Raw genomic sequence first — 24379 nt, forward strand, 5'->3', positions numbered from 1 at the left:
GTGCGATCACGTGCTATGTCCACAATCGACCGGTCGGGGACTTGTGTTCGGCCATCCGGCGGTCGCTCGCGCAGGCCTGTGACGTTATGTGTCCGCGCCAGTTTCAAATACGACCGTTCGGAGCAACTTTTCATTTCAGCTCGTGACTTGTTCGCGGGGTCCGAAATACGTTTCGGTATTCATTTTCTGCAATGGCGCTCACTTGAGCGCCTATCAAAATCTGCAATTTGCAGACGGCAAATGGCGGCGGGTCACGGGCGGCGGTAGAGCGTGATCGAGTGCCCGACCTCGTCGATCGGGGCGCTGCCGGAGATCAGTGCCGTCAAGCGGTCGTCCGCCTTGGCGATGGCGGAGTCCGACACGGCGAGCAGGCCGTGCACCTCGTCCGGGGGCACGGCGAGCGGGTCGGCCGCGTCGATGCCGTACGCGGACGGCACGCCGCTGCCCTTGTAGACCAGCCAGACCCGCTCGCCCGGGTGGTCCTGGCGCAGGCGGTCCGCGAGCCCGCCCAGGTCCTGGCCCCAGTCGACGTTCGAGTCGTGCAGGCTCAGGTGGGTCCGTGCCGGGCCGCCGAACGCCTCGTTCGAATACGGCAGGTAGTAGGGGAACGTCCGCAGCGAGCTGACCGCGGCGAAGACGACGAGTACCCCCGCCGCGACGTGTGCCCACCGCCATCGGACCGCGACCACGCCGGCCGCGGCGACCGCCAGGAACATCGGCACGAAGATCGCGTACCGGACCCCGAGGTCACGGGTGCTGGTCATCGCCGCGGCCAGCAGCACCGCCGCGGGGACGAGGACGTACGGCGCCGCCGGGCGCAGCCGCGGGACCGCAGACAGCGCGACCGCGCCGGCCAGCCCGAGGGCCAGCGTGGCCAGCGGAGTCTTCACCAGCAGCGCGACCGGCAGGTAGTACCACAGTGCACCCGCGTGGTACCGGCCCAGCAGGAAGGTGCTCCACGTCCGGTCTTCGAAGGCGAACTGGACGCGCATCCCGTCGAGGTACGGCCGGGGCAGCGGCAGCCGGTCGACGAGCGCGCGCAAGCCGTGGTCGGCCGGCAGGTCCGGCGGCGGCGTCCAGTGCAGCCGCGGATCCACGACGAGGTAGGAGGCCCACACCACGGCGACCGCGAGCAGGGTCAAGGACACCGCCGCGGCCACGCCGAGTCCGAGTACCCGGAGCGTCCTTTGTGGACCGATGCCGCGGCGGGCGTGCCAGACCGACAGCACGACCAGGAGCAGCACGACCGGAACCGCCGCCAGCGCGCTCATCTTCGTGGCCACGGCCGCGCCGAAGGCGAGCCCCGCGAGGGGAACGTAAAGACCGGGACGGCGCCGGGCCCGCCACAGCAGCCAGGCCGACGTCAGCAGGAACCCGGCGACCGGAACGTCGAGCGTGGCCAGCGATCCGTGCGCGATGACGTCGGGTGAGAACGCGTACAGGGCCAGTGCCGTCACCCCGCCGGCCGGGCCCGTCAGTTCGCGGGCGAACGCGAAGACGACCAGTCCGAACAGGAGCGTCAGCACGATCACCGGCAGCCGTGCCGCCAGCATCAGCCGTCCCGGGTCGTCGCCCGACTCGTACAGCACGTGCCGGCCGAGCTGCGTCTGGTCGCCGGTGAACCCGGGGTCGAGGTGCGCGCCGGTGAAGGCGAGGCCGGTCGCGATGATCAGCTTGCCCAGCGGCGGGTGTTCCGGGTTGTACCGCAGGCTGTGCTGGTCGAGGTAGACCACGGCCGTGCCGACGTAGACCGGCTCGTCGATCGTCGGGGACTGCTCGACGGCCGTCGTGATCATCGCGATCGCCATCTCGGCGAGCAGGGCGGCCACGACGAGCACGAGCGGCCACCGCCGTGGCGGCTTGCCGGCCGCCTCCTCGGGGATCGCTTCGTCCGCGCTCGGCACCCGGCTCGTCAAGAGGGACATCCGCGGGTCCTTTCGTGCGAAAGAACGGGATCACTCCCAGGACGTCCGGCCCGCCCGGTGGTTCCGCAGGAGGGGCAGGAAGAGCTCGTCGACGATCTCCCGGATGCGGGCCGGCTCCGGCGGGCGGAGCTCCATGAGGAGGTCGTGGCGCACCAGGTCGTACGGCAGGTCGAGCACCGCGGCGGGAACGCGGCCGAGGTCGAGCTCGCCGCGGTCGTGGGCGCGCCGGTAGACGGCCCGGGCGTGGGGGAGCACCTCCTCGCCCATGACCTCGGCGCGGACCTGCGCGGGGGTCAGGCCGGTGCCGGCCAGCAGTCCCGAGAACGCGGTAGCGGCGGCAATGGCGAAGAACGGGGCCCGGGTTTCGCTCACCGCGGCCAGCTGGGCGAGCAGGTCGCCGCGCAGGGTGCCCGTGTCGGGGTCCGCGACCGGGTGGGCGTTCCGGTAGTGCTCCATCGCGGCCAGCACCAGCTGGTCCTTGTTGGCCCAGCGGCGGTAGAGCACGGCCTCGCTGGTGCGGGCGCGCACGGCGATGGACTCCATCGTCAGGCGGCCGTACCCGGTCTCGACCAGCTCGTCCCAGCCGGCGGTGAGCAGCTCGGCCTCCAGCTGCTTGCCGTGCCGGCGGCGGCGGACGGGCTCGGAGGTCACCCCCGTCACGATAGAAAGGGTTTCCTTTCTCGGCAAGTCGGCCTAGCCTGGTTAGAAAGTGATTCCTTTCTTGACGGGGGCTGACCATGACCACGACCCAGGTGCTGATCGCCGGCGCCGGCCCGACCGGCCTCACGCTGGCCTGCGAGCTCGCCCGCGACGGCGTCCCGTTCCGCCTGGTCGAGGCCGCCCCCGGGCCGCGGCCCGGCTCGCGCGGCAAGGGCGTCCAGCCGCGCACCCTCGAAGTGTTCGACGATCTCGGCGTCGTCGATCGCGTCCTCGCCCACGGCCGGACGGCGATGCCGATCCGGTCGGCCGCTCCCGACGGCCGCGTGACGCTCGGGGGCACCGAGACACTCGGGGACCGCCCGGACATCCCGTACCCGGCGAGCCTGATCACGCCCGAATGGCGCGTCGAGGAAGCGCTGCGGCTGCGGCTGGCGGAGCTGGGCGGCGCGGTCGAGTTCGGCACCGCGCTCGACGGCTTCGACCAGTCGGACGAAGGCGTGTCGGCCGTGCTCGTCGCGGACGGTGTGGCGGAGACGGTCACGGCGTCCTGGCTGGTGGGCTGCGACGGCGGCCACAGCACCGTCCGCGGGCGGGCCGGGATCGCGTTCGAGGGCGAGACCCGGGAAAAGGTGCGGATGATCGTCGCCGACGTCGACGCCGGCGGCCTCGATCGCGATGCCTGGCACCTGTGGCGGCATGAGGAAGGCTTCGTCAGCCTCTGCCCGCTGCCCTCGACCGGCGCCTTCCAGTTCCAGGCGAGCATCGCGCCGGGGCAGGACCCCGGGCTCGCGCTCGCGAACCTGCGGGCGATCCTCGAGCGGCGCAGCGGCCGCGCCGACATCCGGCTCGACGAGCCGGAGTGGGTGTCGCTGTGGCGCGCCAACGTCCGGCTCGCCGACCGCTACCGCGAGGGCCGCGTGTTCCTCGCCGGCGACGCCGCGCACATCCACTCGCCCGCCGGTGGCCAGGGGATGAACACCGGCATCCAGGACGCGCACAACCTCGGCTGGAAGCTCGCGGCGGTCGCGAAGGGAGCCTCGCCGGCTCTGCTCGACAGCTACGAGGCCGAGCGGCGCCCGGTCGCGGAGGGTGTGCTCGCGCTCTCGGACGCGCGCCTCGCGGAAGCGATGGAGCGAAGGGGCATCCCGCTCCGCCGCGACGCGGCCACGACGCAGCTCGGCATCGGCTATCGCGGGTCGGCGCTGGCCCGCGACGACCGCGACGAGACCGCGTCGCTGCGCGCGGGCGACCGTGCTCCCGACGCGACCGGGCTGACGACGGTGGACGGCGAACGCCGGCTGTTCGACCTGACGCGCGGGGGCGGCTTCACGCTCCTGGACTTCGGGGGCGGGCCGGCGACGTTCCCACCCGGGCTCAGGACTTTCCGCGTCGTCGGACGACCGGACGGCCCGGGCGAGATCGCCGACACCGGAGGCCACCTCGCCACCGCCTACGGCGCGTCCGGCACCACGCTCGTGCTGATCCGGCCCGACGGCTGCGTCGCGGTCATCTCCGACGCCGGTGACGGGCCGGCGGTTTCGGACTACCTAAATGACCTATGCCCGATCGCCGGATCTTGACGTAGCGTGGGAATCCCTGTCGTCGACGTTTGCGAGGGTCCGGATGGAAAACGCCACAACCCCCACCGAGATGCCCGCCAGTGGTCTGCTGCTCGGCGTGGAGACGCTGACGGCCGCGGTGGACCGGGGCAAGGCCAATGGCGCGGTCGCCGACAACGACGGCAACGACTAGCGGTCGTCCCGCTCCATGACGGAGATTCCCGGACTGGCCGGCCTCGTGGCACCGCTCGAGGCCGGCCGGTTCTTCGAAGATGTCCTGGGGAAGGCGCCCCGGCGGTTCCCGGGGGAGAAGGGCCGGTTCGCCGACCTCCTCCCATGGCCGGAGCTGGACCGGGTGCTGCGCCAGCACCGCCTGGAGTTCCCGCGGCTGCGTCTCGCCCTCGACGGCGAGGTCGTGCCCGCCCACACCTACACCGAGATGGTGTCGACCCGGCGCAACGGCCTCGTGCCGCGCGTCCTGTCGGCGCCCTTCGCCGAACACCTGCGGGCCGGGGCGACGCTCGTCGTCGACTCGGTCAACGAGCTGGTCGACGGCGTCGGGGAGCTGGCGAGCCGGCTCGAGCACGACCTGCGCGAGCGGATCCAGGTCAACCTGTACGCGGGCTGGGGCACCACGCACGGCTTCGACGTGCACTGGGACGACCACGACGCGTTCATCATCCAGCTCTCCGGGCGCAAGCGCTGGCGCCTGCACGGCGTCACCCGGCGTTCGCCGCTGCAGCGGGACGTCGAGCTGCCGGAACGGCCGGAGGGGGAGCCGTACGAGGACTTCCTGCTGGAAGACGGCGACGTCCTCTACCTGCCGCGCGGGCACTGGCACGACGTGTCCGCCGTCGGTGAGGAGTCGTTGCACCTGACGATCGGGTTCAACGCCGCCACCGGCGTGGACCTGGTGGCGTGGCTGGCCGACCAGCTGCGGGCCGACGAGCTGTTCCGGGCCGACCTGCCCCGGTTCGCCGGGCCCGAGGTGCGGGCCGAGCGGGCCGAGGCGGTGCGCCGCCGGCTAGCCGAGCTGACCGCCGGAGACCTCGTCGACCGCTTCCTCGCCGACCGTGACGCCCAGGCGCCCGCGCAGACCCGCGTCGGCCTGCCGTGGGCGGCGACGGCGGAGCTGCTGCCACCGGACGACGACTTCGAGGTCCGGCTGCTGGCGCCGCGGGCGGCGCTGGTGGACGGGGAAGGCACGGTCGCCCTGGTCGCCGCGGGGAAGCGCCTGGTGTTCGCGGCGCCCGCGCGGCCGGTGCTGGCGGCGCTGCTGGGCGGCACGCCGCAGCCGTTCAAGGTGCTGGCCGACGCCGCGCCGGGCGTGGACCGGGCCACCGTACGGGCGCTGCTGGGCGAGCTGGTCACCCAGGGGCTCGTGGCGAGAGCGTGACGACCGCCGGGGTGACGCAGCGACGTCACCCCGGCCCGGTCGGTGACCGTTCGGCGCACGATCGGGTGCCTGGTCGGCGAGCCGGTCACATCAGGGGGATTGACGCGCGAGAATTCGGGTACGCTTAGGCATGCCTAAGTCAGGGTTCATGGCTGAGGCGGGACTTTGCTCTCCCGGCCCGACCGCGGCGCCCGCGTGCGCCGCGCTGACGCGCGAGCTCGGTGGCGAGCCCGCCGGGACCGCCGCGCGCATGACGTCGTGGCTGCTCATCGAGCAGCCGGGCTCCTGGGGCCCGGACGCTCTCGAGGACGTGCTGGCCGAGGCGCTGCCCGCCGGACGGCTCGAGGCCGCCCGGGACGCCGGCCTCCGGCCCCTGCTCATCCGCAAGCCCGGCCGCCACGCGCTGGTGCCGGGCGCCCCGCGCACGGTCTACGTCGCCAGTGGCCGGCCGGGGCACCGCTGGCTCGAACGGCTCGACGCCGCCGACCTGGCCGGCCTCGATTTCGAAGCCGTCGCCGCGGGCCGCGGCGGGCACGGTGAGCCGGTGTCCGGGCCGCTGTTCCTCGTCTGCACGCACGGCAGCAAGGACATGTGCTGCGCGGTCTTCGGGCGTCCGGTGGTGACCGGGCTGGCGCAGAACCACCCCGGCCAGGTCTGGGAGGTCAGCCACGTCGGCGGCGACCGCTGGGCCGGCAACCTGCTGACGGTCCCCGACGGCTACCTCCACGGCAGCCTCGCGGTGACCGAGGCCGAGCTCGTCGCCAAGGAAGCGCTCAGCGGCAACGTCCGCCTGGAAAACCTGCGCGGCCGGACCTCCGCGGAGAGCCCGTGGTCGCAGTTCGCCGAGATCGAGATCCGCGGCCGCACCGGCCTGCGCGGGCTCGACGCGGTACTGGCGACCGAAGAGGAACCCGGCGGCGACGTCCGGAAGGTGCTGGTGACCGGGGGAGCCCGGCGGTACGAGGTCGTCGTGCGGCGGAAGCCGTCGACCGCGGCCGGGCACAGCCGCTGCTCCGCGCGCGTCGTGCTGGCCGCGTTCGAGACGGAGTCGGTCCGCGAGCTCTGACGTGCGGGTCAGTCGCTGAAGTCGCCGTTGAGCGACTGGGTCGATTCGCCGTCTCCGCTGCCGCTGCTCCGGCCCCAGGGCTGTCCGTCCACTGTGGCCGTCGCGTCCACGTCGCCGCCGGCGGAGCGCATGACGATGTTGTAGACGTGCTTGCCGGAGTGGGGCGCGAAGTCGAACGTGTGGCTCCACGGGAGCTTGACGTTGTTCTCTTCCGTGGTTTCGCCGTCGATGGTGTAGGTCAGCTTGGTCAGGACGGCCGTCCCCTCGATCTTGATCTCCAGCTTGTGCGGCGGGGCCGCGGGAGCGCCGGACGTCGGGGGAACCGGGATCACCGGGGCGGGCGACGGTCTGCCGCCGACCCCGGCCGAGCACCCGGCGAGCAAGACGGTGGCGGCGAGTGCGGGCAGAAGCCTCATGGCCCGACTTTAGTGCGGCCGGAAGGGTTCCGGAGAGCTCTGGTCGGGTGGAACCGCGGCCCGTGCGGCCGTGGGCGTGCTCGGCCGGGCGTGCCGATCACCGGACGGCCACAATGGATCTCATGGCAGGTTCCGAGATCACGCGCGTCGGGGTGGTGGCGCACCCGCGGAAGCCGGTGCACGATTCGGTCGAAGTGCTCGTCGCGTACGCCTCGCGTCATGGGGTCGAGCTGGTGGTCCGGGACACCGACGCGGCGCAGGTCGGGGCCGGCGTGCCGGTGGTTTCCGACGCCGAGTTCGCGGCCGGGGTGGACGCCGTCGTGAGCCTCGGCGGTGACGGGACGATGCTGGGCGCGATGCGGCTGGCCGTCGACCGGCCGGTGCCGGTGCTCGGGGTGAACTACGGCAACGTCGGCTTCCTGGTCGAGATCGCGCCGGCCGAGCTCGCCGGGGCGCTCGAACGGCTGCACAGCGGGGATTTCGAGATCGAGCCGCACAGCTGTGTCGCGCTGGAGGAAGGCGACGCGGCGGTGGTCGCGTTCAACGACGTCGTCGTCGGCGGCGCCGAGCCCGGCGCGACGGTGGAGGTCGACCTGCTGGTCGACGGGGCGCAGTTCGGGTACTACCGCTGCGACGCGCTGATCCTGAGCACCCCGACCGGTTCCACCGCCTACAACTACGCCGCCGGCGGCCCGGTGATCTCGCCGGCGGCGGAAGTGCTGGCGGTGACGCCGGTCGCGTCGATGTCGGGGGTCAGCCGCTCGATCGTGTTGCCGGCGCGCGACGTCGTCACGCTGCGCAGCGCGGCCCGGAGCGCGCCGCCGATGCTGCGCGTCGACGGCAACGCGTGGCGGCCCCTCGACCCGGCGACACCGCTGACGGCGACCCTGCGCCCGGACGCGGCCCAGGTGGTGCGCCTCGATCCCGGCCGGCACGCGCGGCGCAGCCGGGTCAAGCTCAGCCTGCTCGACCTGCCGCTGCGTCCCGAGCAGATGGCGGAACTGCTGCCGACGGAGGTGCGCGAGGACTTGGCCCGCCTGCGCGAACGCCGTCAGCTGCCGGAGGGCTGAAGAATCCCCGCCGCGGTTCTCAACGATCCGACGGCGGGAGCGAATACCGCACGGTCGTCCCGTCGCGGACGCACGTCGCCGCCCCGGTGGTCGGCGTGGTCGTCAACGCCACGACGTCGCGGGTGCACCGCGGTGGCGGAGGGACCTCGTCGCTGCCGGCCGAGGCGAAGCCGACCACCGCGATCACCACGCCCACCGCGGCCAGCACCCCGGCTCCCGCCCACACCAGGCCGCGGACCGGGCGCGCGGGCTCGGCCGGCGGCGAGACTCGCGACGGGAACCGAGGACGAGCCACCGCGGCCACCTCGATCGCGAACGGCTCCGAACGCTCGGCCCGGAAGCCCTCCTCATCGGCGAGGAACCGTTGGTACACCGACAAAGCGAGGGCGTCGGTCCGGGTCAGCGCGGCCGGTGCCGCCACCGGATCGCCTTCGGGGCACAGAAAACCGTGCAGCAGCACGAGCGGGCGGCCGTACTCGTCGCGGGGCTCGCCGCCGGCCTCCGCTGTCGTCACCGCGTGCTCGGCCCAGACCAGCACGCCGTGCGGCGTCGCCGCCGCGCGCGACGGGACCTCGTCCAGCGGGGTCGCCGTCGCCTCCAGGAACCCGTGCTCCCGCAGGAAACCCGGGACCAGCAGCGCGGAATAGCCGCGCCGCCGGCCGCGGGCGATCAGGAACGGCCAGGCGCGGCCCGTCACCAGTCGCCCCAGCGGTCGCCGCCCAGGCGGGACACCGGCAGTTTCGCCTCGAGCACCGCGACCTGCCGCTGCAGCTCGCCGACCACCCGCCGCCGCGCCTGGACGTAGTGCTCCGCCATCCGGTCGGCCTCGCCGAGCCTCGCCATCCGGTCGGTGCGCTCGGCCGGGTCGTCGCGCGGGCCCAGCGTGTCGAGCAGCAGCATCAGGCCGGACTCGGCGACCAGGCCCGCGCCGAGGGCGGACGCCAGTACCCGCGCCGCGTGCGCCGTGAAGTGGGCGCCGAGCGTCCGCAGCGCCTCGGCCGGGCCCATCCGCATCCGCCGTTGCGCGGCCGCGAGCAGCTCGGCGCGGGTGGCGCGGTCGAGCGAAAGCTCGGTCTGGCGCAGGATGTCCGGCACCACCACCGACAACGCGGCCTCGACGTTGCCCGGCCGGAACCGCCCCTCGGGCTTCTTGCGGACCACGCCGTCGGCGTAGACGGCGAAGTCGTGCCCGACCGCGGTCACCGGGATCAGCCGGACGATCCGCCGGGCGCTGTGCACCTTGACGAGGTCGGCGAAGCCCGGCGTCGCCATCAGCCGGTCGCGCACGATCCGGAGCCGCTCGTTCTCGTCCGGGTGCAGGTGGTCGAGCAGGTCCCACTTGGTGATCACGAAGACGATCGGGCTGCGGACCGGCAGCATCGCGTTGATCATCGCGTCGAGGGACGCTTCGAGCATCAGTGTGCCGCGCTGGTCGCCCTGGTCGGCCTGCAGCAGCCGGAAGCCGTCGATGATGCCGACGAGCGCGTCCGCGCCGGCGATCGCCTGCAGCAGCGTCGCCTGGGCGGTCGACCCCGGCGCGTCCGGGTCGGTCAGCAGCTCGCCCGGGTACTCGAGGTAGCCCAGCTTGACCACCGGTTCGGTGGCGCCGCCGACGTCGGCCATCACGCTGAACTCGAACTCGCGCAGCTCGCCGCGGGTCGTGCCGCGCGGCCACTCCTCCTGGACGTCGGCGGCCTTGCGGTACCACCGGTTCAGCTCGATCAGCTGCTCGTGCGGCACGCGCAGGTAGAAGCCGCGGTCGCCCGGGGTCTGCAGGCGGCGGTAGATCCCGGTCAGCAGCAGGGTCTTGCCCGAGCCCTGCAGGCCCAGCGTCACGATCCGGAACGCCGGGACCCCGCCGGGCGGCCCGGCCAGCACCGCCGCGGTGCGTTTGCGGCGGCGCCGGCGCGTGAGCAGCACGACCAGCAGCACCAGGACGAGAACGAGCAGCACGACGCCCACGGTTTCTCCCCTTCCCTCACCGGGGACGGAGCCGCGGGCCGGTCCGGAAATACACCGGGTTTCCCGGACCGGTCAGGACCTTCCCGGGCTTACGGAGCCCAGGGCGCCGAGACGGTCCAGCTGCTGTCGGCGGTCACCGTCTGGGGCCGGTCGGAGCCCGTGCCGCCGCCCGAGGCGATGTAGACCGCGGAGTCGAAGTGCCGCAGGAACGCGCCGGGGATGTTGAGCGACTCGAACGTCACGCCGGTGCCGCCGAGGCCCGGCCGGGTGCAGAACGTCGCGTCCCCGCGCATCAGGGCCGAGCCGTCGTCCGGCGAGTTGCGGACGCGCCCGTCCTGGTGGCGCAGGAACTGCCCGGGGTAGTTCACCGACTCGAAGGAGTAGCACGAGGACTCGGCGAGCCCGCGCCGCACGGTGTAGGTGGCGTCCTGCTTGAGCAACGCGCTGCTGCCGCTGGTCACCACCTCGGTGTAGGCCAGGCCGCCGGCGTGCCGCAGGTACCGGTCCGTGTAGCCCCACGTCGTCACCCGCAGCGACTGCCGCGCGTTGACGGCGAGGGCGACCGAACTGCGCCACAGCGCCGGTGCCGAGACGTTCCACGTCGCGTCGGCGGCGAAGCTCGTCGCGGTGTCCCACGGGTTCGGACCACCGCTTTGGGCCAGGTACACGGCTTCGTTGTAGTGCCGCAGGTACCGGCCGGGCAGGTTCAGCGACTCGAACGACGTCCCGCCGGCGGCGAGCCCCGGCCGGTCGCACCAGGTGGCGTCCGCGGTGAAGGTGCCGCCGGTGTCGCTGTCGATCCGGACGCGGTTGTCGGCGTGGCGCAGGAACTTCCCGGGGAAGTTGACGGACTCGAACGAGTAGCAGCGCGGGTCCGCCAGCCCGGCGACCGTCCGGAACGAGGCGTCCTGCCGCGGTCCGTCGGCGCTGCCCGTGGTCAGGACGTCGGTGCGGGCGAAGGAATCGGCGTGGCGCAGGTACCGGTCGGTGAACCCGGGTGTGGTCACCCGGAACGACCGGACGTGCCCGAGCGTCAGCGGCACGGCCGCGTTCAGGTTCTTCGACGCGGCGATCAGGTCGGCGTGCGCCGCGCGGACGCGGGCCGTGTCGACCTTCTGCACCCGCCGGTCGTAGGTGAGCAGGCCGTTGTACTCGCCTTCGACGTCGGAGATCTCGGTGTAGACCGACGCCGACAGGCCCTTGGCAGTCATCAGCTGTTTCGCGTCCCGGACCATGCCGGTGTAGCGGTCGTTCAGCTGCGCCGCGCTCGCCATCTGCTCGTAGGCGAAGAATCCGCCGGTGGGGCTGTACTCGTGGCCGGGGTTGCGCAGGCCGAGACCGCCGAACTCGCCGAGCACCGACACGCGAGTCCCGGACGGCCGGGGCGCGTCCGGGCCGGTGTACACGTGCCAGTCGATGATGTCGCCGGTGCCCGGGTCACCCTTGGAGACACAGCAGTTGAACCCGCTGTGCGCGTTGACCAGCCGGGTCGGGTCCTGGTTCTTGATGTTCGTCGTGACGCGCCTGGTCTCGTCGAGGTTCCACTCGCCCCAGCCCTCGTTGAACGGCACGTAGGTCACGACGGCGGGGGAGAAGCGGTGTTCGTCGACGATCTCGCGCGCCTCGGTCTCGAACTCGGCGATCTGCGCGGGTGTCCGGTTGCTGTCGGCCGTCGGGGTCGACGGGATGTCCTGCCACACCAGCAATCCCAGCCGGTCGGCCCAGTAGTACCAGCGGGCCGGCTCCACCTTGATGTGCTTGCGGACCATGTTGAAACCGAGTTCCTTGTGCTTCTGCAGGTCGGACGCCAATGCCGCGTCGGTCGGCGCGGTGTACAGCCCGTCCGGCCAGAAGCCCTGGTCCAGGGTGCCGATCTGGAACACGAACTCGCCGTTGAGCGTCGGGCGCAGCGTGCCGTTCACGTTCTTCGTGCCGACCTCGCGCATGCCGAAGTAGCTGACGACCTGGTCGACCGTCGCGCCGGCGGAGTTGCGCAGCGAGACGCGCAGGTCGTAGAGGAACGGGTCGTCGGGCGACCACCGCCGCGCGGCCGGCACCGGTACGGAGAACTCGGTGAAGCCGCCGGTGGCGCTGCCGACGACGGCGCCGCCCGTCATCGACTCGGCGAGCACGGAGTACCCGCCGACGTCACCGCGGCCGAACACCCGCACGCGCGCGGTGTTGTTCGCCAGGTTGGGGTAGATGTCGACGGAGTAGATCGACGTCGGCGCGGTCGGCTCGAGCCAGACGGTCTGCCAGATTCCGGAAGACGGCGTGTAGAAGATGCTGGACTGGGAGTTGGCCTGCTTGCCGACGGGCTGCTTCTCGCCGCGGCCGTCGGTCGGGTCGTAGACGCGGACGACGATCTCGTTGGTGCCGCCGTTCAGCCGCGCGGTGATGTCGGCTTCGAACCGGTCGTAGCCGCCCTTGTGCGTGGCGACCTGGACGCCGTTGACCCACACGGTGGCTTCGTAGTCGACGGCGCCGAAGTGCAGCTGCACGTTCCGGCCGGCCCACGCCTGCGGCACGGTGAAGGTGCGGCGGTAGAACATCAGGTCGCGGTTGTCGTTGCGCATGATGCCCGACAGCGCCGACTCGACGGGGTAGGGCACGAGGATCCGCTCGGGCAGCGTCTGCCCGAGCGGCGGCGCGGCGTAGCGGTCGACGCTGCCGCCCGCGCCGGTGGCGGGGTTGAGGAACTCCCACTCGCCGTTGAGGGACTGCCAGTCGGGCCGCGTCATCTGCGGCCGCGGGTACTCGGGCAGCGGGTCGGTGGTGCTCACCTGCGACGTCCACGGCGTGGACAGCGGCGGCGGCTTGGGCGCGACGGCGGCGTCCGCCGCGGGCGCCACCGGGATCGTACCGAGAAGGGCGAGAACCAGGACGGCGAGACGGCGCATCGGACTCCTCGGGCGGAAGCACAACCGTGGGCTCGAAAATCGAACATAACACGGAACACGGACAAACGGAATAACTCAGAAACCACCACACAATCAACACTGCCGTGGTGGTTGCCGCCGTTCACACGCGCGAGGTCCGCTCGGGGTTGAGTCTCGGCCCGCCCTGGGTCAGGAAACGCGGATCCGCGGTTCCGTCTGCTTCCGCACCTGTTCGAAGTCGACGCCCGGAGCCAGCTCCACGAGCGAGAGCCCGTCCGGAGTCACGTCGAGGACGCACAGGTCGGTGATGATCCGCTGGACGACGCCGCGGCCGGTGTAGGGGAGCGTGCACTCGTCGACGATCTTGGGCGAGCCGTCGCGGGCGACGTGCTCCATCAGCACGATCACCTTCTTCGCGCCGTGGACCAGGTCCATCGCGCCGCCCATGCCCTTGACCATCTTGCCGGGGATCATCCAGTTCGCGAGGTCGCCCGCCGCGGAAACCTGCATCGCGCCGAGGATCGCGGCGTCGATCTTGCCGCCGCGGATCATGCCGAAGGACAACGCCGAGTCGAAGAACGACGCGCCCTTGCGGACCGTGACGGTTTCCTTGCCCGCGTTGATCAGGTCCGGGTCGACGGCGTCTTCCTCCGGGTACGGCCCCACGCCGAGGATGCCGTTCTCCGATTGCAGTACGAGTTCGACGTCGTCGGGCACGTAGTTGGGCACCAGCGTCGGCAGGCCGATCCCGAGGTTCACGTAGTCGCCGTCGCGCAGTTCGCCGGCGGCGCGGGCGGCCATCTCGTTGCGGTTCCACGCCATGTCAGCGAGCCTCCGTTCCGGTGCGCACCGTGCGCTTCTCGATCGGCTTGTCCGCGGCCTGCGCCGGCGTCAGCGCCACCACGCGGTGCACGTACGCGCCCGGCAGGTGGACGTCGTTGGGGTCGAGCTCGCCCGGTTCGACGAGCTGCTCGACCTCGGCGATCGTGACGCGGCCGGACATGGCGGCCAGCGGGTTGAAGTTGCGGGCCGCGTCCTTGAAGACGAGGTTGCCGTGCCGGTCGCCGCGCCAGGCGCGGACCAGGCCGTAGTCGGCGACGATCGCGCGTTCGAGGACGAACTCCTGGCCGTCGAAGCTCTGCTTCTGCTTCGGCGGGCTCGCCTTTTCGACGTTGCCGGCGGCGTCGTACTTCCACGGCAGGCCGCCGTCGGCGACCTGGGTGCCCGCGCCGGTGGCGGTGAAGAACGCGGGGATCCCGGATCCGCCGGCGCGCAGCCGCTCGGCGAGCGTGCCCTGCGGGGTCAGCTCGACCTCCAGCTCGCCGCCGAGGTACTGGCGCGCGAACTCCTTGTTCTCCCCGACGTACGAGGCGACGACGCGGCGCAGGCGGCCGGCGCCGAGGAGGATGCCCAGCCCCCAGCCGTCGACGCCGGCGTTGTTCGAGACCACCTCGAGGTTCGTCGTCCCCGCCTCGAACAGCGCGTGGACGAGAACGGCGGGCACGCCGCACATCCCGAAGCCGCCGACCGCGAGGGTGGCGCCGTCGGGGATGTCGGCGACGGCCTGCGCGGCCGACACGATCACCTTGTCCATGACCGTCATCAGACCTTTGGGGTGGCCTTGTGGTCAACCAGTGAACGCGGTCTACCTGCGGATTGTTCGTGTCGTGGTCGATTCGGGTGGGGTAGTGTTCACTGAGTGGACGCTCCTGGAGATCTCGTCGGCCGGACCCATCGGGCTTTGCGGGCTGTCGCCGTTCATGAGCCCGGGGGTGCCACGACTACGGCTTTGGCCCGGGAGGCGGGGTTGCCCCGGCCTACCGTGCATCGGCTGCTCATGTCGTTGCAGGGTGTCGGGATGGTGGAGCGGGATGGTGATCGGTGGGTGCTGGGGCCGGAGTTGTACTTCCTCGGGGTGGCTGCTGCTCGGCGTTATGACGTCACCGAGGCCGCTTTGCCTGTTGTCCGGCGGCTTGCTCTCGCTACGGGAGAGAGTGCGTTCTTTTCGGCTCGGCGGGGGGAGGAGACTATCTGCTTGATCCGGGAGGATGGGGCTTTTCCGATTCGGAGTCATGTTTTGTTCGAGGGGGCTCGGTTTCCGTTGGGGGTGGTTTCGGCGGGGATGGTGGTTCTGGCTCATCTTCCGGATCGGGAGGTTGACGATTACCTGGGGCGCGTGGATCTTGCTGCTTACGGACCTCAGCACGATGTCGGTGAGATTCGGCGGCACATTGCGGCTACTCGGATTCGGGGGTATTCGGTGAATCCTGGGCTTGTCGTCGAGGGTAGCTGGGGGTTGGCTGCTGCCGTTTTCGATTCGGGTGGTTCTCCGCGGTGGGCTTTGAGCTTGACTGGGGTTGCGCATCGGTTTGGGAGTGAGCGGGTTCCGCAGTTGGGGGCTTTGTTGTTGCGGGAGGCTCATGGGCTCTCGGAGATTTTGGCTCGGGGTTGAGGTTGTTCTCGGGGGAGTTTTTTGCGGGGGTGATTTTCTTCGCAACCCCGACGCCTGATTGTGACTACGGCCGGCAGCACCGCGTCAAGGCGGGAAAGATGCCTTGACCCGGCACTTCCGGCCGTGTTCTGGCTTCGGATCGGGGTTGCGGGGGGTCTGGGCTGCGGTGGGTGGTGGGTGGTGGGTGCGGGCTTCGGTGGGCGGTGGGGTGCTCCGCTCCACCTGCGCAACCGGTTGTGATTTTGACTATTTGTTAAGGTGCTCTGATGGAAGAGCCGTTGGACTTCTGGTCGTTCGTCGAGCTGGCCAACCGGCGGCTCGCCACGGAATACGGCTTTCGTCACCAGTTGGCCACCGAGGTGCTGCTCACCCTCAACCGGGCCTCGGACCTGGTCACCTATGACCTCGAGGCCAGTGTGCACCGGCCGCGTGGGCGGTCTTGGTCGGCCTTTCGGCTGCTTTTTGTGGTCTGGCTGGCCGGGCCACTGGAACCCAAGAGCGCCGCCCGGCTCACCGGGATGAGCCGGGCTGCTGTGTCGAACCTGATGAAGCCGCTCGTTGCGGACGGGCTGCTCGACCGCGTTCCGGACGCCCGGGATGGCCGGTCGGTCCAGCTGTCGCTGACACGGGCCGGGCACGACGAGATGGTCTCGGTCTTCCGCGAGCACAACGAGCGCGAGTTCGGCTGGACCGCCGCCCTCACCGAGGAAGAACAACGGATCCTCGTGATGCTGCTGGGCAAGTTGATCGCCGGCCGGGCGGGGTCCGACACCCGAAGCCGCCGCTAGGCACTACCCGACGCGCGGCTCGGGGGCTAGTCTGAACCGAAGATAGTAAAAGCGTGAACTACATTGGCCGGACGGTCAGGAGGCGAACCTATGGCGTACTACCGCCGAGCGGGGACCATCCCGCCGAAGCGGCACACCCAGCACCGCACACCCGAGGGCGGGCTGTACTCCGAAGAGCTGATGGGTGAGGAAGGCTTCTCCTCGGACTCGTCGCTGCTCTACCACCGCGGGGTGCCGTCGGCGATCGTCGGCGCGACGCCGTGGGATCTGCCCGACCAGACGCTCACCGAGAACCGCCCGCTCGTGCCTCGCCACCTGAAGCTCCACGAGCTGTTCGCGGGCAACGACTGGAAGAGCGCCGACGTCGTCACCGGGCGGCGGCTGGTCCTGGGCAACGGGGACGTCCGGATCTCCTACGTCGCGGCGGGGGAGGCCTCGCCGCTCTACCGCAACGCCGTCGGCGACGAGTGCGTGTACGTCGAGTCCGGCGAAGCGCGGGTCGAGACCGTGTTCGGCGTGCTGGACGCCCGTCAGGGCGACTACGTGATCCTGCCGCGCGCCACCACGCACCGCTGGGTGCCGGTCGGTGACGAGCCGCTGCGCGCCTACGTCGTCGAGGCCAACTCGCACATCACGCCGCCGAAGCGGTACCTCTCGAAGTTCGGGCAGTTGCTGGAGCACGCGCCCTACTGCGAGCGCGACCTGCACGGGCCCGACGAGCCGTTCCTGGCCGAGGGCGAGGACGTCGAGGTGCTCGTCAAGCACCGCGGCTCGCGGGGCATCACCGGCACCCGGTACGTCTACCCGACGCACCCGTTCGACGTCGTCGGCTGGGACGGGTTCCTCTACCCCTACACCTTCAACATCGCCGACTTCGAGCCCATCACCGGCCGCGTGCACCAGCCGCCGCCCGTGCACCAGGTGTTCGAGGGCCACAACTTCGTCATCTGCAACTTCGTGCCGCGCAAGGTCGACTACCACCCGCTGGCCGTGCCGGTGCCGTACTACCACTCCAATGTGGACTCCGACGAGGTGATGTTCTACTGCGGCGGGAACTACGAGGCTCGCAAGGGATCCGGCATCGCCCAGGGCTCGATCAGCCTGCACCCGGGTGGCCACAGCCACGGCCCGCAGCCCGGCGCCGTCGAGCGGTCGCTCGGCGCGGAGTTCTTCGACGAGCTGGCCGTCATGGTCGACACGTTCCGGCCGCTCGAGCTCGGCGAGGGCGGCCTGGCCAGTGAAGACCCCGGCTACGCGTGGACCTGGGCGGGACGGGGGCCGGTCGGATGATCCCCGCGCTCTTCGCCGGCCTGTGCGACGACGCCGCCGTGTTCCCGCCCGGCCTGGCGTCCCTGCCGGACGCGGTCGCCGCGCACGACGGGTACCGGAAGGCCTGGTACGCCGACCTCGTCGGGCCGCTGGTGCTCGCCGCCCCGGCGCTCGACGCGTTGGGCGACCTGCTGGGGCCGCGGGAGACGCCGTTGCCGGTCGCGGTGACGCTGCCCGGCGGCCCCGCGGGCCTGCCCGCCGTGCTCGACGCCGCCAAGACGTTGCCGGTGGAGCTGCGGGCTCTCGAAATCGCCGTGCCGGCCGGCCTGGGACCGGCCGAGCTGCTCGACGCGGTGTCGGCCGCGACCGCGCCGGTCTACGTGGAGATCCCGCGTGACGACCGCGGCGGGCCGCTGCTGCGGGCGCTCGCCGGGACGGGCCACCGCGCGAAGTTCCGCACCGGGGGCGTCCGCGCCGACCTGTACCCGTCCGAGGCCGAGCTGGCCGCGTCGATCCAGGCCGCGGTCGATGCCGGGGTCCCGTTCAAGGCGACCGCCGGGCTGCACCACGCGCTGCGCAACACCGACCCGGAAACCGGGTTCGAGCAGCACGGGTTCCTCAACCTGCTGCTCGCGGCCGGCGACCCCGACCACGCCGAAGCGCACCTCGCCGAGCGGGACGGCGCGGTCGTCGCCGGGTTCGTCCGCGACCTCGAAGACGGCGTCCGCACGCGGTTCACGTCGTTCGGCACCTGCAGCATCACCGACCCCCTGTCCGAGCTGGCCGCCCTCGGCCTGCTGCCCCGAGGAGAGGCATGACCACGATCGACATCCCCGCCGGCTCCCCGTTCGGCACCGCGAACCTGCCCTACGGCGTGTTCTCCGTCGGCGGCGACGCCCCGCGGGTCGGCGTCCGCGTCGGGGACTCCGTGCTGGACCTGGCTCGCGCGCTCGGCGACGACGTCTTCGCCGCGCCGTCGCTGAACCCGTTCATGGCGCAGGGGTACGACCGCTGGGTGGCGGTCCGGTCGCAGGTGACCTCGCTCGTGGCCGGGGAGGTGCCGGACGACGCCGTGCACGCGGTCGGCGACGTCACCCTGCACCTGCCGTTCGAGGTCGCGGACTACGTCGACTTCTACGCCTCCGAGCACCACGCGTCCAACGTCGGACGGCTGTTCCGGCCGGACGCGGAACCGCTGCTGCCCAACTGGAAGCACCTGCCGGTCGGCTACCACGGCCGGGCCGGGACGATCCTGGTCTCGGGCACGGACATCGTCCGCCCGAGCGGCCAGCGCAAGGGTGACCCGGTGCCGGTGTTCGGCCCGAGCACGCGCCTGGACATCGAGGCGGAGCTGGGTTTCGTCGTCGGCACGGGCACACCGCTGAACACCCCGATCGCCCCGGACGACTTCGCCCGGCACGTGTTCGGCGCGGTGCTGCTCAACGACTGGTCCGCGCGCGACATCCAGGCCTGGGAGTACGTGCCGCTGGGCCCGAACCTGGGCAAGAGCTTCGCGACGTCGGTCTCGGCGTGGGTCGTCCCGATCCTCGCGCTGGAGGCGGCGCGGATCCCGCTGCCCGGCCAGGACCCGGAACCGCTGCCGTACCTGCGCGAAAGCCGGCCGTGGGGGCTCGACGTCGACCTGGTCGTCGAGTGGAACGGCGAGGAGGTCAGCCGCCCGCCGTACCGCGAGATGTACTGGTCGCCGGCGCAGATGCTGGCCCACCTGACGATCAACGGCGCGTCGTCGCGCACGGGCGACCTGTACGGCTCCGGCACGATCTCGGGTCCGGAGAAGCACCAGCGCGGCGCGTTCCTGGAGCTGAGCTGGGGCGGCCAGGAACCGCTGACGGTCAAGGGCGAGGAGCGGAGCTTCCTCCTCGACGGCGACGAGGTGGTGATCACCGGCACGGCGCCGGGCGCGAACGGCGAGCGCATCGGCTTCGGGGAAGTCCGCGGCCGCGTCCTCCCGGCCGGCTGAGCCACGCGGATCTCGTCACCGCCGACCCGTTTCGCGGCGAATCCGCCGCGAAACGGCCACCGGCCGCGCGAATAAATCGTCTACCGGCCCGCCGCAATTCCGGTAACGATCACAGTCCGCAATTCGGTGGCGAATTCCGCGGCTAGTGCGCGTGCATGTGCGGCAGGAGCCGGCGAAGCGCGTCGGACGGTTCGAGCCCCAGTTCTTCCAGCAACGTGTGACGGCACTGCTCGTACTGGTGCTGGGCCGAGGCCCGGTTGCCGGCGGCGAGGTGCGCGTCGATGAGGACGCGGTGCGCGCTCTCCCGCAACGGCTCGGCGCGCACCGCGGCCAGCCCGGCCGCCACCGCCTCGCCGTGCCGGCCGGCCGTGGTGAGCCGCTTCGCCATGGCCTCCAACGCATACAGCCTCAGCTGGTGGTACTGCTCCTGCTCGAGCAGCACCCACTCGTTGTCCGACCACTCGGGCAGCAGGTCGGCGGACAGGTCGTCGCGAGTGCGCCGGTCCAGGATGTCGTCGCAGCCGCAGGTCCGGTCGAGCAGGCGGTGGGCGCGGGCGACCGCGTCGTGGATGTCGACGGTGATGTTGCCCGCCAGCGCCATCTCCTGCACGGACGCGTCGATGACCCGGTGGCCGGTGCGCGACGCGCGCCACAGCGACGAGCGCAGGTTCGCGTTGGCGCGGGGCGTGGTCGCCTCCGGCCACAGCGTTCTCGCCACGTACGTTCTGGTGCGGGGCCGGTCCTGCAGCGCGAGGAAGGCGAGCAGCCGCTGCGCGCTCGACGACAGCGCCACCCGGTCGTCGTCCACGAGCAGCGTGAATCCCTTCAGCAGCCGCAGTGTCACTATCTGCGTTTCTCCAGTGCGCATCGGCTCCCCAACCTCTGCCCGGCACCGATCGGATCGACCCCACCCTTGAGCAATTCGAGACCCCGGTGCAAAACGTTACCGGAATTATCGCGCGCGTGGCGTCAACGGGGCGTCACGAAAACGTCATCGGGCCTGATCCGACCTCGTCCAGCCAGTTCCGGACGGCCGCGAGCACCGCTTCCGGGGAGGTCACCGCGAGCGGCTTGGCCTCGGTCGTGCCGATCGTGGAGAGGATGCGGACGCGGAGGGCGTCGGGCTCGCCGCCTTCCAGCCACGCACGGATGACCATGCTGCCGGAACGCTCTTCGGGGGGCTCCACCAGAGCAGCATGCGCCCGGTGTGTCACCGCCGCGTCGCGGGCACGTCAACGCGCGCGGCGGGAACGCCGCTGTGACGCTCGCGCGACGCGCTGATCGCGGCCCCGCCACGCCACCCCTGCGATGCTGCGCCCCGGCAGGCCGGAGCCACCGCCCGGCTTGCCACAGGGGAGGACAGGCATGGGCGATTTCGGCGTCGTCGCCGACGTTTCGACGATCATCGTGAACCGGCTCACCGAGGCGCTGCGCAGCCTCGATCCGAACGACCCGCCGAGGGCGCAGCTGAGCGACCTCGAGGACCGGCCGAGCCAGGCCACGCTCACCGTCTTCCTCTACGAGATCGCCGAAGACCCGACCTCGCGCAACCGGCCGCCGGTCCGCTCGCTGCCGCCGGCACCGCCCACGAGCCGCAAGCCGCCGATGGCGCTGCTGCTGCGCTACCTGATCACCCCGTGGGGCGGCAACCAGGAGACCCAGCACCAGATGATCGGTCGCGCCCTCCAGGTCTTCTACGACGACGCGATCTGGTCCGGCGAAGAGCTGACGGGCAGCCTGGCCGGCACCACCGAAGCACTGCAGTTCACGCTGACCCCGCTGACGCTCGACCAGAAGTCGTGGATCTGGTACGCGATCCAGAAGCCGTACCGGCTGTCGCTCAACTACGAGGTCCGGGTCGTCAACCTCGACTCCCTCGACGTCGCCGAGCTCCGCCTCGTGCGCAGCCGGACGATCAGCGGGGCGTCGCGGCCATGACCCGCTTCCTGCCCGTCGAGACGTCGGTCCTGCACAGCCCGGCGTGGTTCGTGCCGTTCGACGAGTTCGCCCAGCGCGTGCGGTCCGCCGACGTCGCCACGGAGCTGGACCGCTTCGACCCCGACGAGAACGTGTGGGTACCGCAGGACACGCCCGCGATCCGCACGCCGAGCGCCGCGATCGCCTACCCGGAGCTCGGCCGCCGCCGGGGGCCGGGCGCCGAGCCGGAACGGTTCCGCGTCCGCTTCGCCGCCATCGGGTTCGCGCCGCTGTACCCGGCCGACGGCGAGGACTTCGACGCGACCCGCACCGGGGTCGAGTTCACCGCGAACCCGTACGACGACGGGCACCCGCCCGCCGCCGCCGGCGAGCCGCGGCTGGTCCGGTTGCTGCCGGGCGTCGCGTTCGTGTACAGCCCCGGGACCCGCACCGTGTACGGCGTCGTCGTCGACGCGGTCACCCGGGCGCCGATCGTGAACGCTCTGGTCGAGGCCCGCGGGACCACGATCCGCGACGGCGTCCCGTGGCAGGAGCGGACCCTCACCGGCGCCGAGGGCGCCTTCCGGCTCGCCCTGCGCTGGGAGGGCGAGCCGGTCACCGGCCCGCCACCCGTGCGGGTCTTCCACCTCACGGCCACCGAGCGGCCGGGGCGGACCGGGGCGCTGGACGTCCGGCTGCCGACCGAACGGGACCGGCGGCACGTCATCGAAATCGCCGAGCAGTAGAGAAGGAGCCAAGCCATGCCCGAGTACCTGAGCCCCGGCGTCTACGTCGAGGAAGTCGACGCGGGGCCGCGGCCGATCGCGGGGGTGAGCACCAGCACGGCGGGCATGGTCGGGGTCACCCAGCGCGGCCCGACCACCGGGAAACCGAATCTGGTCACGAACTTCCTGGAGTACCAGACCACCTTCGGCGGGTTCCTGCCCGAGCCGGATCCGGCGATCCGCGACGCCTGGGCGAACAACCCCGCCGAGGGCGGCCGCTGGTGGCTGTTCCCACTGGCGGTCAAGGGCTTCTTCGACAACGGCGGCCAGCGCCTCTACGTCAAGAGGGTCGTCAGCGGCGCCGCCGGGGCCGCGACCGGCACGCTCGGCACCGGCCTGGTCAGCGCCGTCACCCAGGACGCCGCGGCCGGGGCCAAGACCTTGCAGCTCGGCCACCTGATCGGCTTCACCGGCGCCGACGAGATCACCGTCTTCCGCGGCAGCGACAACGTCGAGATCGGCACGACGACGATCACCGCGTACAGCAGCACCGGGCGGGTCACGCTCGGGACCCCGCTGACGGCCCGGGTCAAGGCGGCCCGCGGCGACTACGTGCAGACGGCCCCGCGCGCCGCCACGCCGAGCCTGCGGTTCTCCGCCTCGAGCCCGGGGTCGTGGGGCAAGGGGGTGCAGGTGCGGATCCAGCCGTCGGTGTCCGCCGCGCTGCCGGCGCTGCCCGACCCGGACGAGGGCCCGCTGGTCATCACCGCGCTCACCGCCGCCGCCGACCGCGACTCCGCGTCGATCCAGGTCACCGCGGTGCCCGGGCTCGACCCCGACGAGCTGCCCGGCGACGTCTGGATCCTGGTCGACGAACGGCGGTTCAAGGTCACCGTCGCGCAGCCGGCGGACGGCGAGGTGACGCTCACGTTCCCGGAGGGCACCACGCACGCGCCGTGGGCGCCCGGCCTCACCGTGCGCCGGGTGCGCCGGGCGAACGCCGGCGCCGGCCCGCAGCTGCGCATCAGCGGCTCCGGCCGGCTCTACGAGGGCGCGGTCACCCAGCTCGACACCGGCGACAAGCTGACCACCCTGAACGTCGTGTCGATCGGGCCGGACGACGTCGTCACCTTCGACGCCGACACCCCCGAGCTGGTCTTCGAGACCGCCAGGGTCCGGCTGGTCGAGTCCACTGTGGACACACGGTTCACCGACCCCGGCGGCGGCTCGGTCACCGAGACCTTCCGGAACCTGCGCCTGACCGGCGACGCGCCCGGCACCGTCGCCGGCACCCTGGCGAGCCAGTCGCGGCTGGTGCGGGCCACCACGCTCGAGGGCATCAGCACCGATCCCACCGAGTTCCCCACGCCCGGAACCGGCTCGTGGCTGACGCTCGCCGACGAAGGCTCGGACGCGTTCGACGGGCTCACGGTCGCGGACTTCGTCGGCGCGGACGGCGGGAGCGGCAAGCGCACCGGCATCGTCGCCCTCGAAGACATCGACGAGGTCGCGATCTGCGCGGTGCCCGGCGTGTGGGCCGGCACGGTCGAATCGGCGCTCGTCACCCACTGCGAGCAGCTCAAGGACCGCTTCGCCGTCCTCGACCCGCAGGACGGCCTCGACATCGAGGGCATCCAGGCGTTCCGCGAGCCGTTCGACACCAAGTACGCGGCGCTGTACTACCCGTGGCTGGTCGTCAGCGACCCCTCGACCGGCCAGTTCGTCGAGGCGCCGCCGTCCGGGCACGTCATCGGCATCTACGCCCGCACCGACACCGAGCGCGGCGTGCACAAGGCACCGGCCAACGCGGTCATCCGCGGCATCCGGCTGACCGACGGCATCGCGCAGGACGTCACCAAGCGGCACCAGGACCTGCTGAACCCCCGGGGGATCAACGCCTTGCGGTTCTTCCCCGGCCTCGGCCAGCGGGTCTGGGGCGCGCGCACGCTGTCGTCGGACACCTCGTGGAAGTACGTCAACGTGCGCCGCCTCTTCCTGTTCCTGGAGGAGTCGATCGACGAAGGCACGCAGTGGGTCGTGTTCGAGCCGAACGACGAGCCGCTGTGGGCGCTGGTGCGGCAGACGGTCGCGAACTTCCTCACCACCGTGTGGCGCACGGGCGCGCTCGCCGGCACGACCGCGGACGAGGCGTTCTTCGTCCAGTGCGACCGCTCCACGATGACCGACGACGACATCGCCAACGGACGGCTCATCTGCGTGATCGGGGTGGCGCCCGTGTTCCCGGCGGAGTTCGTGATCTTCCGGATCCAGCAGAAGACCCGCGAGCCCCAGCTCGTCTGACCACTGAAAGGCA

The 24379-nt window shown here is 71.7% G+C and carries 23 protein-coding genes; 13 read left to right on the top strand and 10 right to left on the bottom strand.

Annotation, left to right across the window (positions count from 1 at the left end):
- Window positions 1-251: 251 nt before the first annotated feature.
- Both ABZ342_RS13740 and ABZ342_RS13745 read right to left on the bottom strand, forming a co-directional pair.
- Window positions 252-1925 carry a phospholipid carrier-dependent glycosyltransferase gene (locus ABZ342_RS13740; RefSeq protein WP_360472462.1) on the bottom strand — a complete coding sequence of 558 codons (1674 nt, stop codon included), beginning with the start codon at window positions 1923-1925 and terminating at the stop codon, window positions 252-254.
- Window positions 1926-1955: 30 nt separating this feature from the next.
- Window positions 1956-2576 carry a TetR/AcrR family transcriptional regulator gene (locus tag ABZ342_RS13745; protein WP_360472465.1) on the bottom strand — a complete coding sequence of 207 codons (621 nt, stop codon included), beginning with the start codon at window positions 2574-2576 and terminating at the stop codon, window positions 1956-1958.
- An 86-nt stretch (window positions 2577-2662) separates the two neighbouring features.
- Between ABZ342_RS13745 and ABZ342_RS13750 the strand changes: the two genes are divergently transcribed.
- From ABZ342_RS13750 to ABZ342_RS13765, 4 genes are all read left to right on the top strand, one after another.
- On the top strand, window positions 2663-4165 hold the full coding sequence (locus tag ABZ342_RS13750; RefSeq protein WP_360472468.1) for an FAD-dependent oxidoreductase: 1503 nt from the start codon (window positions 2663-2665) through the stop codon (window positions 4163-4165).
- Between the two features lie 43 nt (window positions 4166-4208).
- Window positions 4209-4337 carry a hypothetical protein gene (locus tag ABZ342_RS13755; protein ID WP_277875388.1) on the top strand — a complete coding sequence of 43 codons (129 nt, stop codon included), beginning with the start codon at window positions 4209-4211 and terminating at the stop codon, window positions 4335-4337.
- 15 nt (window positions 4338-4352) lie between these two features.
- Window positions 4353-5540, top strand: coding sequence for a cupin domain-containing protein (locus ABZ342_RS13760; RefSeq protein WP_360472472.1), 1188 nt, complete (start codon window positions 4353-4355; stop codon window positions 5538-5540).
- A gap of 148 nt (window positions 5541-5688) precedes the next feature.
- Window positions 5689-6606 carry a sucrase ferredoxin gene (locus ABZ342_RS13765; RefSeq protein ID WP_230862498.1) on the top strand — a complete coding sequence of 306 codons (918 nt, stop codon included), beginning with the start codon at window positions 5689-5691 and terminating at the stop codon, window positions 6604-6606.
- Between the two features lie 8 nt (window positions 6607-6614).
- Here ABZ342_RS13765 and ABZ342_RS13770 read toward each other — a convergent pair whose 3' ends face one another.
- Window positions 6615-7022, bottom strand: coding sequence for a hypothetical protein (locus ABZ342_RS13770; RefSeq protein ID WP_360472475.1), 408 nt, complete (start codon window positions 7020-7022; stop codon window positions 6615-6617).
- A 122-nt stretch (window positions 7023-7144) separates the two neighbouring features.
- On the opposite strand from ABZ342_RS13770, the gene ABZ342_RS13775 reads away from it, so the two are divergent.
- Window positions 7145-8092 carry an NAD(+)/NADH kinase gene (locus ABZ342_RS13775; protein WP_360472478.1) on the top strand — a complete coding sequence of 316 codons (948 nt, stop codon included), beginning with the start codon at window positions 7145-7147 and terminating at the stop codon, window positions 8090-8092.
- A 19-nt stretch (window positions 8093-8111) separates the two neighbouring features.
- Here the strand turns inward: ABZ342_RS13775 and ABZ342_RS13780 are convergent, their stop codons facing one another.
- From ABZ342_RS13780 to ABZ342_RS13800, 5 genes are all read right to left on the bottom strand, one after another.
- Window positions 8112-8789 carry a hypothetical protein gene (locus tag ABZ342_RS13780; RefSeq protein WP_360472481.1) on the bottom strand — a complete coding sequence of 226 codons (678 nt, stop codon included), beginning with the start codon at window positions 8787-8789 and terminating at the stop codon, window positions 8112-8114.
- The gene (locus ABZ342_RS13785; protein ID WP_196425321.1) at window positions 8786-10054 is read right to left on the bottom strand and encodes a hypothetical protein; all 1269 of its coding nucleotides are present in this window, start codon (window positions 10052-10054) and stop codon (window positions 8786-8788) included. Before ABZ342_RS13785 ends, ABZ342_RS13780 begins: the two co-directional genes overlap by 4 nt.
- Window positions 10055-10143: 89 nt before the next feature.
- The gene (locus tag ABZ342_RS13790; RefSeq protein ID WP_360472484.1) at window positions 10144-12954 is read right to left on the bottom strand and encodes an AbfB domain-containing protein; all 2811 of its coding nucleotides are present in this window, start codon (window positions 12952-12954) and stop codon (window positions 10144-10146) included.
- 168 nt (window positions 12955-13122) lie between these two features.
- Window positions 13123-13755, bottom strand: a complete 633-nt coding sequence (locus tag ABZ342_RS13795) for a CoA transferase subunit B (RefSeq protein WP_155543112.1) — start codon at window positions 13753-13755, stop codon at window positions 13123-13125.
- 1 nt (window position 13756) lies between these two features.
- The gene (locus ABZ342_RS13800; RefSeq protein ID WP_360472743.1) at window positions 13757-14527 is read right to left on the bottom strand and encodes a CoA transferase subunit A; all 771 of its coding nucleotides are present in this window, start codon (window positions 14525-14527) and stop codon (window positions 13757-13759) included.
- Window positions 14528-14632: 105 nt separating this feature from the next.
- Here ABZ342_RS13800 and ABZ342_RS13805 point away from each other — a divergent pair, with 105 nt between their 5' ends.
- From ABZ342_RS13805 to fahA, 5 genes are all read left to right on the top strand, one after another.
- On the top strand, window positions 14633-15385 hold the full coding sequence (locus ABZ342_RS13805; protein WP_155543113.1) for an IclR family transcriptional regulator: 753 nt from the start codon (window positions 14633-14635) through the stop codon (window positions 15383-15385).
- 266 nt (window positions 15386-15651) lie between these two features.
- Window positions 15652-16173 carry a MarR family transcriptional regulator gene (locus ABZ342_RS13810; protein ID WP_360472488.1) on the top strand — a complete coding sequence of 174 codons (522 nt, stop codon included), beginning with the start codon at window positions 15652-15654 and terminating at the stop codon, window positions 16171-16173.
- 90 nt (window positions 16174-16263) lie between these two features.
- Window positions 16264-17463, top strand: coding sequence for a cupin domain-containing protein (locus ABZ342_RS13815; protein WP_360472491.1), 1200 nt, complete (start codon window positions 16264-16266; stop codon window positions 17461-17463).
- Window positions 17460-18260 (top strand): hypothetical protein, encoded by an 801-nt coding sequence (locus ABZ342_RS13820; RefSeq protein ID WP_360472494.1) that lies wholly within the window; start codon window positions 17460-17462, stop codon window positions 18258-18260. The genes ABZ342_RS13815 and ABZ342_RS13820 overlap by 4 nt, the downstream gene beginning before the upstream one ends.
- Window positions 18257-19423 (top strand): fumarylacetoacetase, encoded by a 1167-nt coding sequence (fahA, locus tag ABZ342_RS13825; RefSeq protein WP_360472497.1) that lies wholly within the window; start codon window positions 18257-18259, stop codon window positions 19421-19423. The genes ABZ342_RS13820 and fahA overlap by 4 nt, the downstream gene beginning before the upstream one ends.
- A gap of 142 nt (window positions 19424-19565) precedes the next feature.
- Here the strand turns inward: fahA and ABZ342_RS13830 are convergent, their stop codons facing one another.
- Both ABZ342_RS13830 and ABZ342_RS13835 read right to left on the bottom strand, forming a co-directional pair.
- Window positions 19566-20291, bottom strand: a complete 726-nt coding sequence (locus ABZ342_RS13830; protein ID WP_360472500.1) for a BTAD domain-containing putative transcriptional regulator — start codon at window positions 20289-20291, stop codon at window positions 19566-19568.
- A 112-nt stretch (window positions 20292-20403) separates the two neighbouring features.
- Window positions 20404-20610, bottom strand: a complete 207-nt coding sequence (locus ABZ342_RS13835) for a hypothetical protein (RefSeq protein ID WP_155543118.1) — start codon at window positions 20608-20610, stop codon at window positions 20404-20406.
- A 178-nt stretch (window positions 20611-20788) separates the two neighbouring features.
- On the opposite strand from ABZ342_RS13835, the gene ABZ342_RS13840 reads away from it, so the two are divergent.
- From ABZ342_RS13840 to ABZ342_RS13850, 3 genes are read left to right on the top strand one after another with little or no spacing between them, the layout of a single operon-like run.
- A complete protein-coding gene (locus tag ABZ342_RS13840) occupies window positions 20789-21361 on the top strand; it encodes a DUF4255 domain-containing protein (RefSeq protein ID WP_155543119.1) in 573 nt (190 codons plus the stop codon).
- Window positions 21358-22086, top strand: a complete 729-nt coding sequence (locus tag ABZ342_RS13845) for a carboxypeptidase regulatory-like domain-containing protein (RefSeq protein ID WP_360472505.1) — start codon at window positions 21358-21360, stop codon at window positions 22084-22086. The genes ABZ342_RS13840 and ABZ342_RS13845 overlap by 4 nt, the downstream gene beginning before the upstream one ends.
- A 15-nt stretch (window positions 22087-22101) precedes the next feature.
- Entirely contained in the window at window positions 22102-24366 is a 2265-nt protein-coding gene (locus tag ABZ342_RS13850; protein ID WP_360472508.1) for a phage tail sheath C-terminal domain-containing protein, read from the top strand.
- Window positions 24367-24379 lie beyond the last annotated feature (13 nt).

The sequence above is a fragment of the Amycolatopsis sp. NPDC005961 genome (genome assembly GCF_040629235.1).
In the GTDB taxonomy this organism is placed as follows: Bacteria; Actinomycetota; Actinomycetes; order Mycobacteriales; family Pseudonocardiaceae; genus Amycolatopsis; species Amycolatopsis camponoti.

What these genes read in the sequence shown, in the direction of transcription:
- ABZ342_RS13740 (WP_360472462.1), bottom strand. Translation starts at nt 1,925, where the DNA reads ATGTCCCTCTTGACGAGCCGGGTGCCGAGCGCGGACGAAGCGATCCCC.
- ABZ342_RS13750 (WP_360472468.1), top strand. Translation starts at nt 2,663, where the DNA reads ATGACCACGACCCAGGTGCTGATCGCCGGCGCCGGCCCGACCGGCCTC.
- ABZ342_RS13755 (WP_277875388.1), top strand. Translation starts at nt 4,209, where the DNA reads ATGGAAAACGCCACAACCCCCACCGAGATGCCCGCCAGTGGTCTGCTG.
- ABZ342_RS13760 (WP_360472472.1), top strand. Translation starts at nt 4,353, where the DNA reads ATGACGGAGATTCCCGGACTGGCCGGCCTCGTGGCACCGCTCGAGGCC.
- ABZ342_RS13765 (WP_230862498.1), top strand. Translation starts at nt 5,689, where the DNA reads ATGGCTGAGGCGGGACTTTGCTCTCCCGGCCCGACCGCGGCGCCCGCG.
- ABZ342_RS13770 (WP_360472475.1), bottom strand. Translation starts at nt 7,022, where the DNA reads ATGAGGCTTCTGCCCGCACTCGCCGCCACCGTCTTGCTCGCCGGGTGC.
- ABZ342_RS13775 (WP_360472478.1), top strand. Translation starts at nt 7,145, where the DNA reads ATGGCAGGTTCCGAGATCACGCGCGTCGGGGTGGTGGCGCACCCGCGG.
- ABZ342_RS13790 (WP_360472484.1), bottom strand. Translation starts at nt 12,954, where the DNA reads ATGCGCCGTCTCGCCGTCCTGGTTCTCGCCCTTCTCGGTACGATCCCG.
- ABZ342_RS13795 (WP_155543112.1), bottom strand. Translation starts at nt 13,755, where the DNA reads ATGGCGTGGAACCGCAACGAGATGGCCGCCCGCGCCGCCGGCGAACTG.
- ABZ342_RS13800 (WP_360472743.1), bottom strand. Translation starts at nt 14,527, where the DNA reads ATGGACAAGGTGATCGTGTCGGCCGCGCAGGCCGTCGCCGACATCCCC.
- ABZ342_RS13810 (WP_360472488.1), top strand. Translation starts at nt 15,652, where the DNA reads ATGGAAGAGCCGTTGGACTTCTGGTCGTTCGTCGAGCTGGCCAACCGG.
- ABZ342_RS13815 (WP_360472491.1), top strand. Translation starts at nt 16,264, where the DNA reads ATGGCGTACTACCGCCGAGCGGGGACCATCCCGCCGAAGCGGCACACC.
- ABZ342_RS13820 (WP_360472494.1), top strand. Translation starts at nt 17,460, where the DNA reads ATGATCCCCGCGCTCTTCGCCGGCCTGTGCGACGACGCCGCCGTGTTC.
- fahA (WP_360472497.1), top strand. Translation starts at nt 18,257, where the DNA reads ATGACCACGATCGACATCCCCGCCGGCTCCCCGTTCGGCACCGCGAAC.
- ABZ342_RS13830 (WP_360472500.1), bottom strand. Translation starts at nt 20,291, where the DNA reads ATGCGCACTGGAGAAACGCAGATAGTGACACTGCGGCTGCTGAAGGGA.
- ABZ342_RS13840 (WP_155543119.1), top strand. Translation starts at nt 20,789, where the DNA reads ATGGGCGATTTCGGCGTCGTCGCCGACGTTTCGACGATCATCGTGAAC.
- ABZ342_RS13845 (WP_360472505.1), top strand. Translation starts at nt 21,358, where the DNA reads ATGACCCGCTTCCTGCCCGTCGAGACGTCGGTCCTGCACAGCCCGGCG.
- ABZ342_RS13850 (WP_360472508.1), top strand. Translation starts at nt 22,102, where the DNA reads ATGCCCGAGTACCTGAGCCCCGGCGTCTACGTCGAGGAAGTCGACGCG.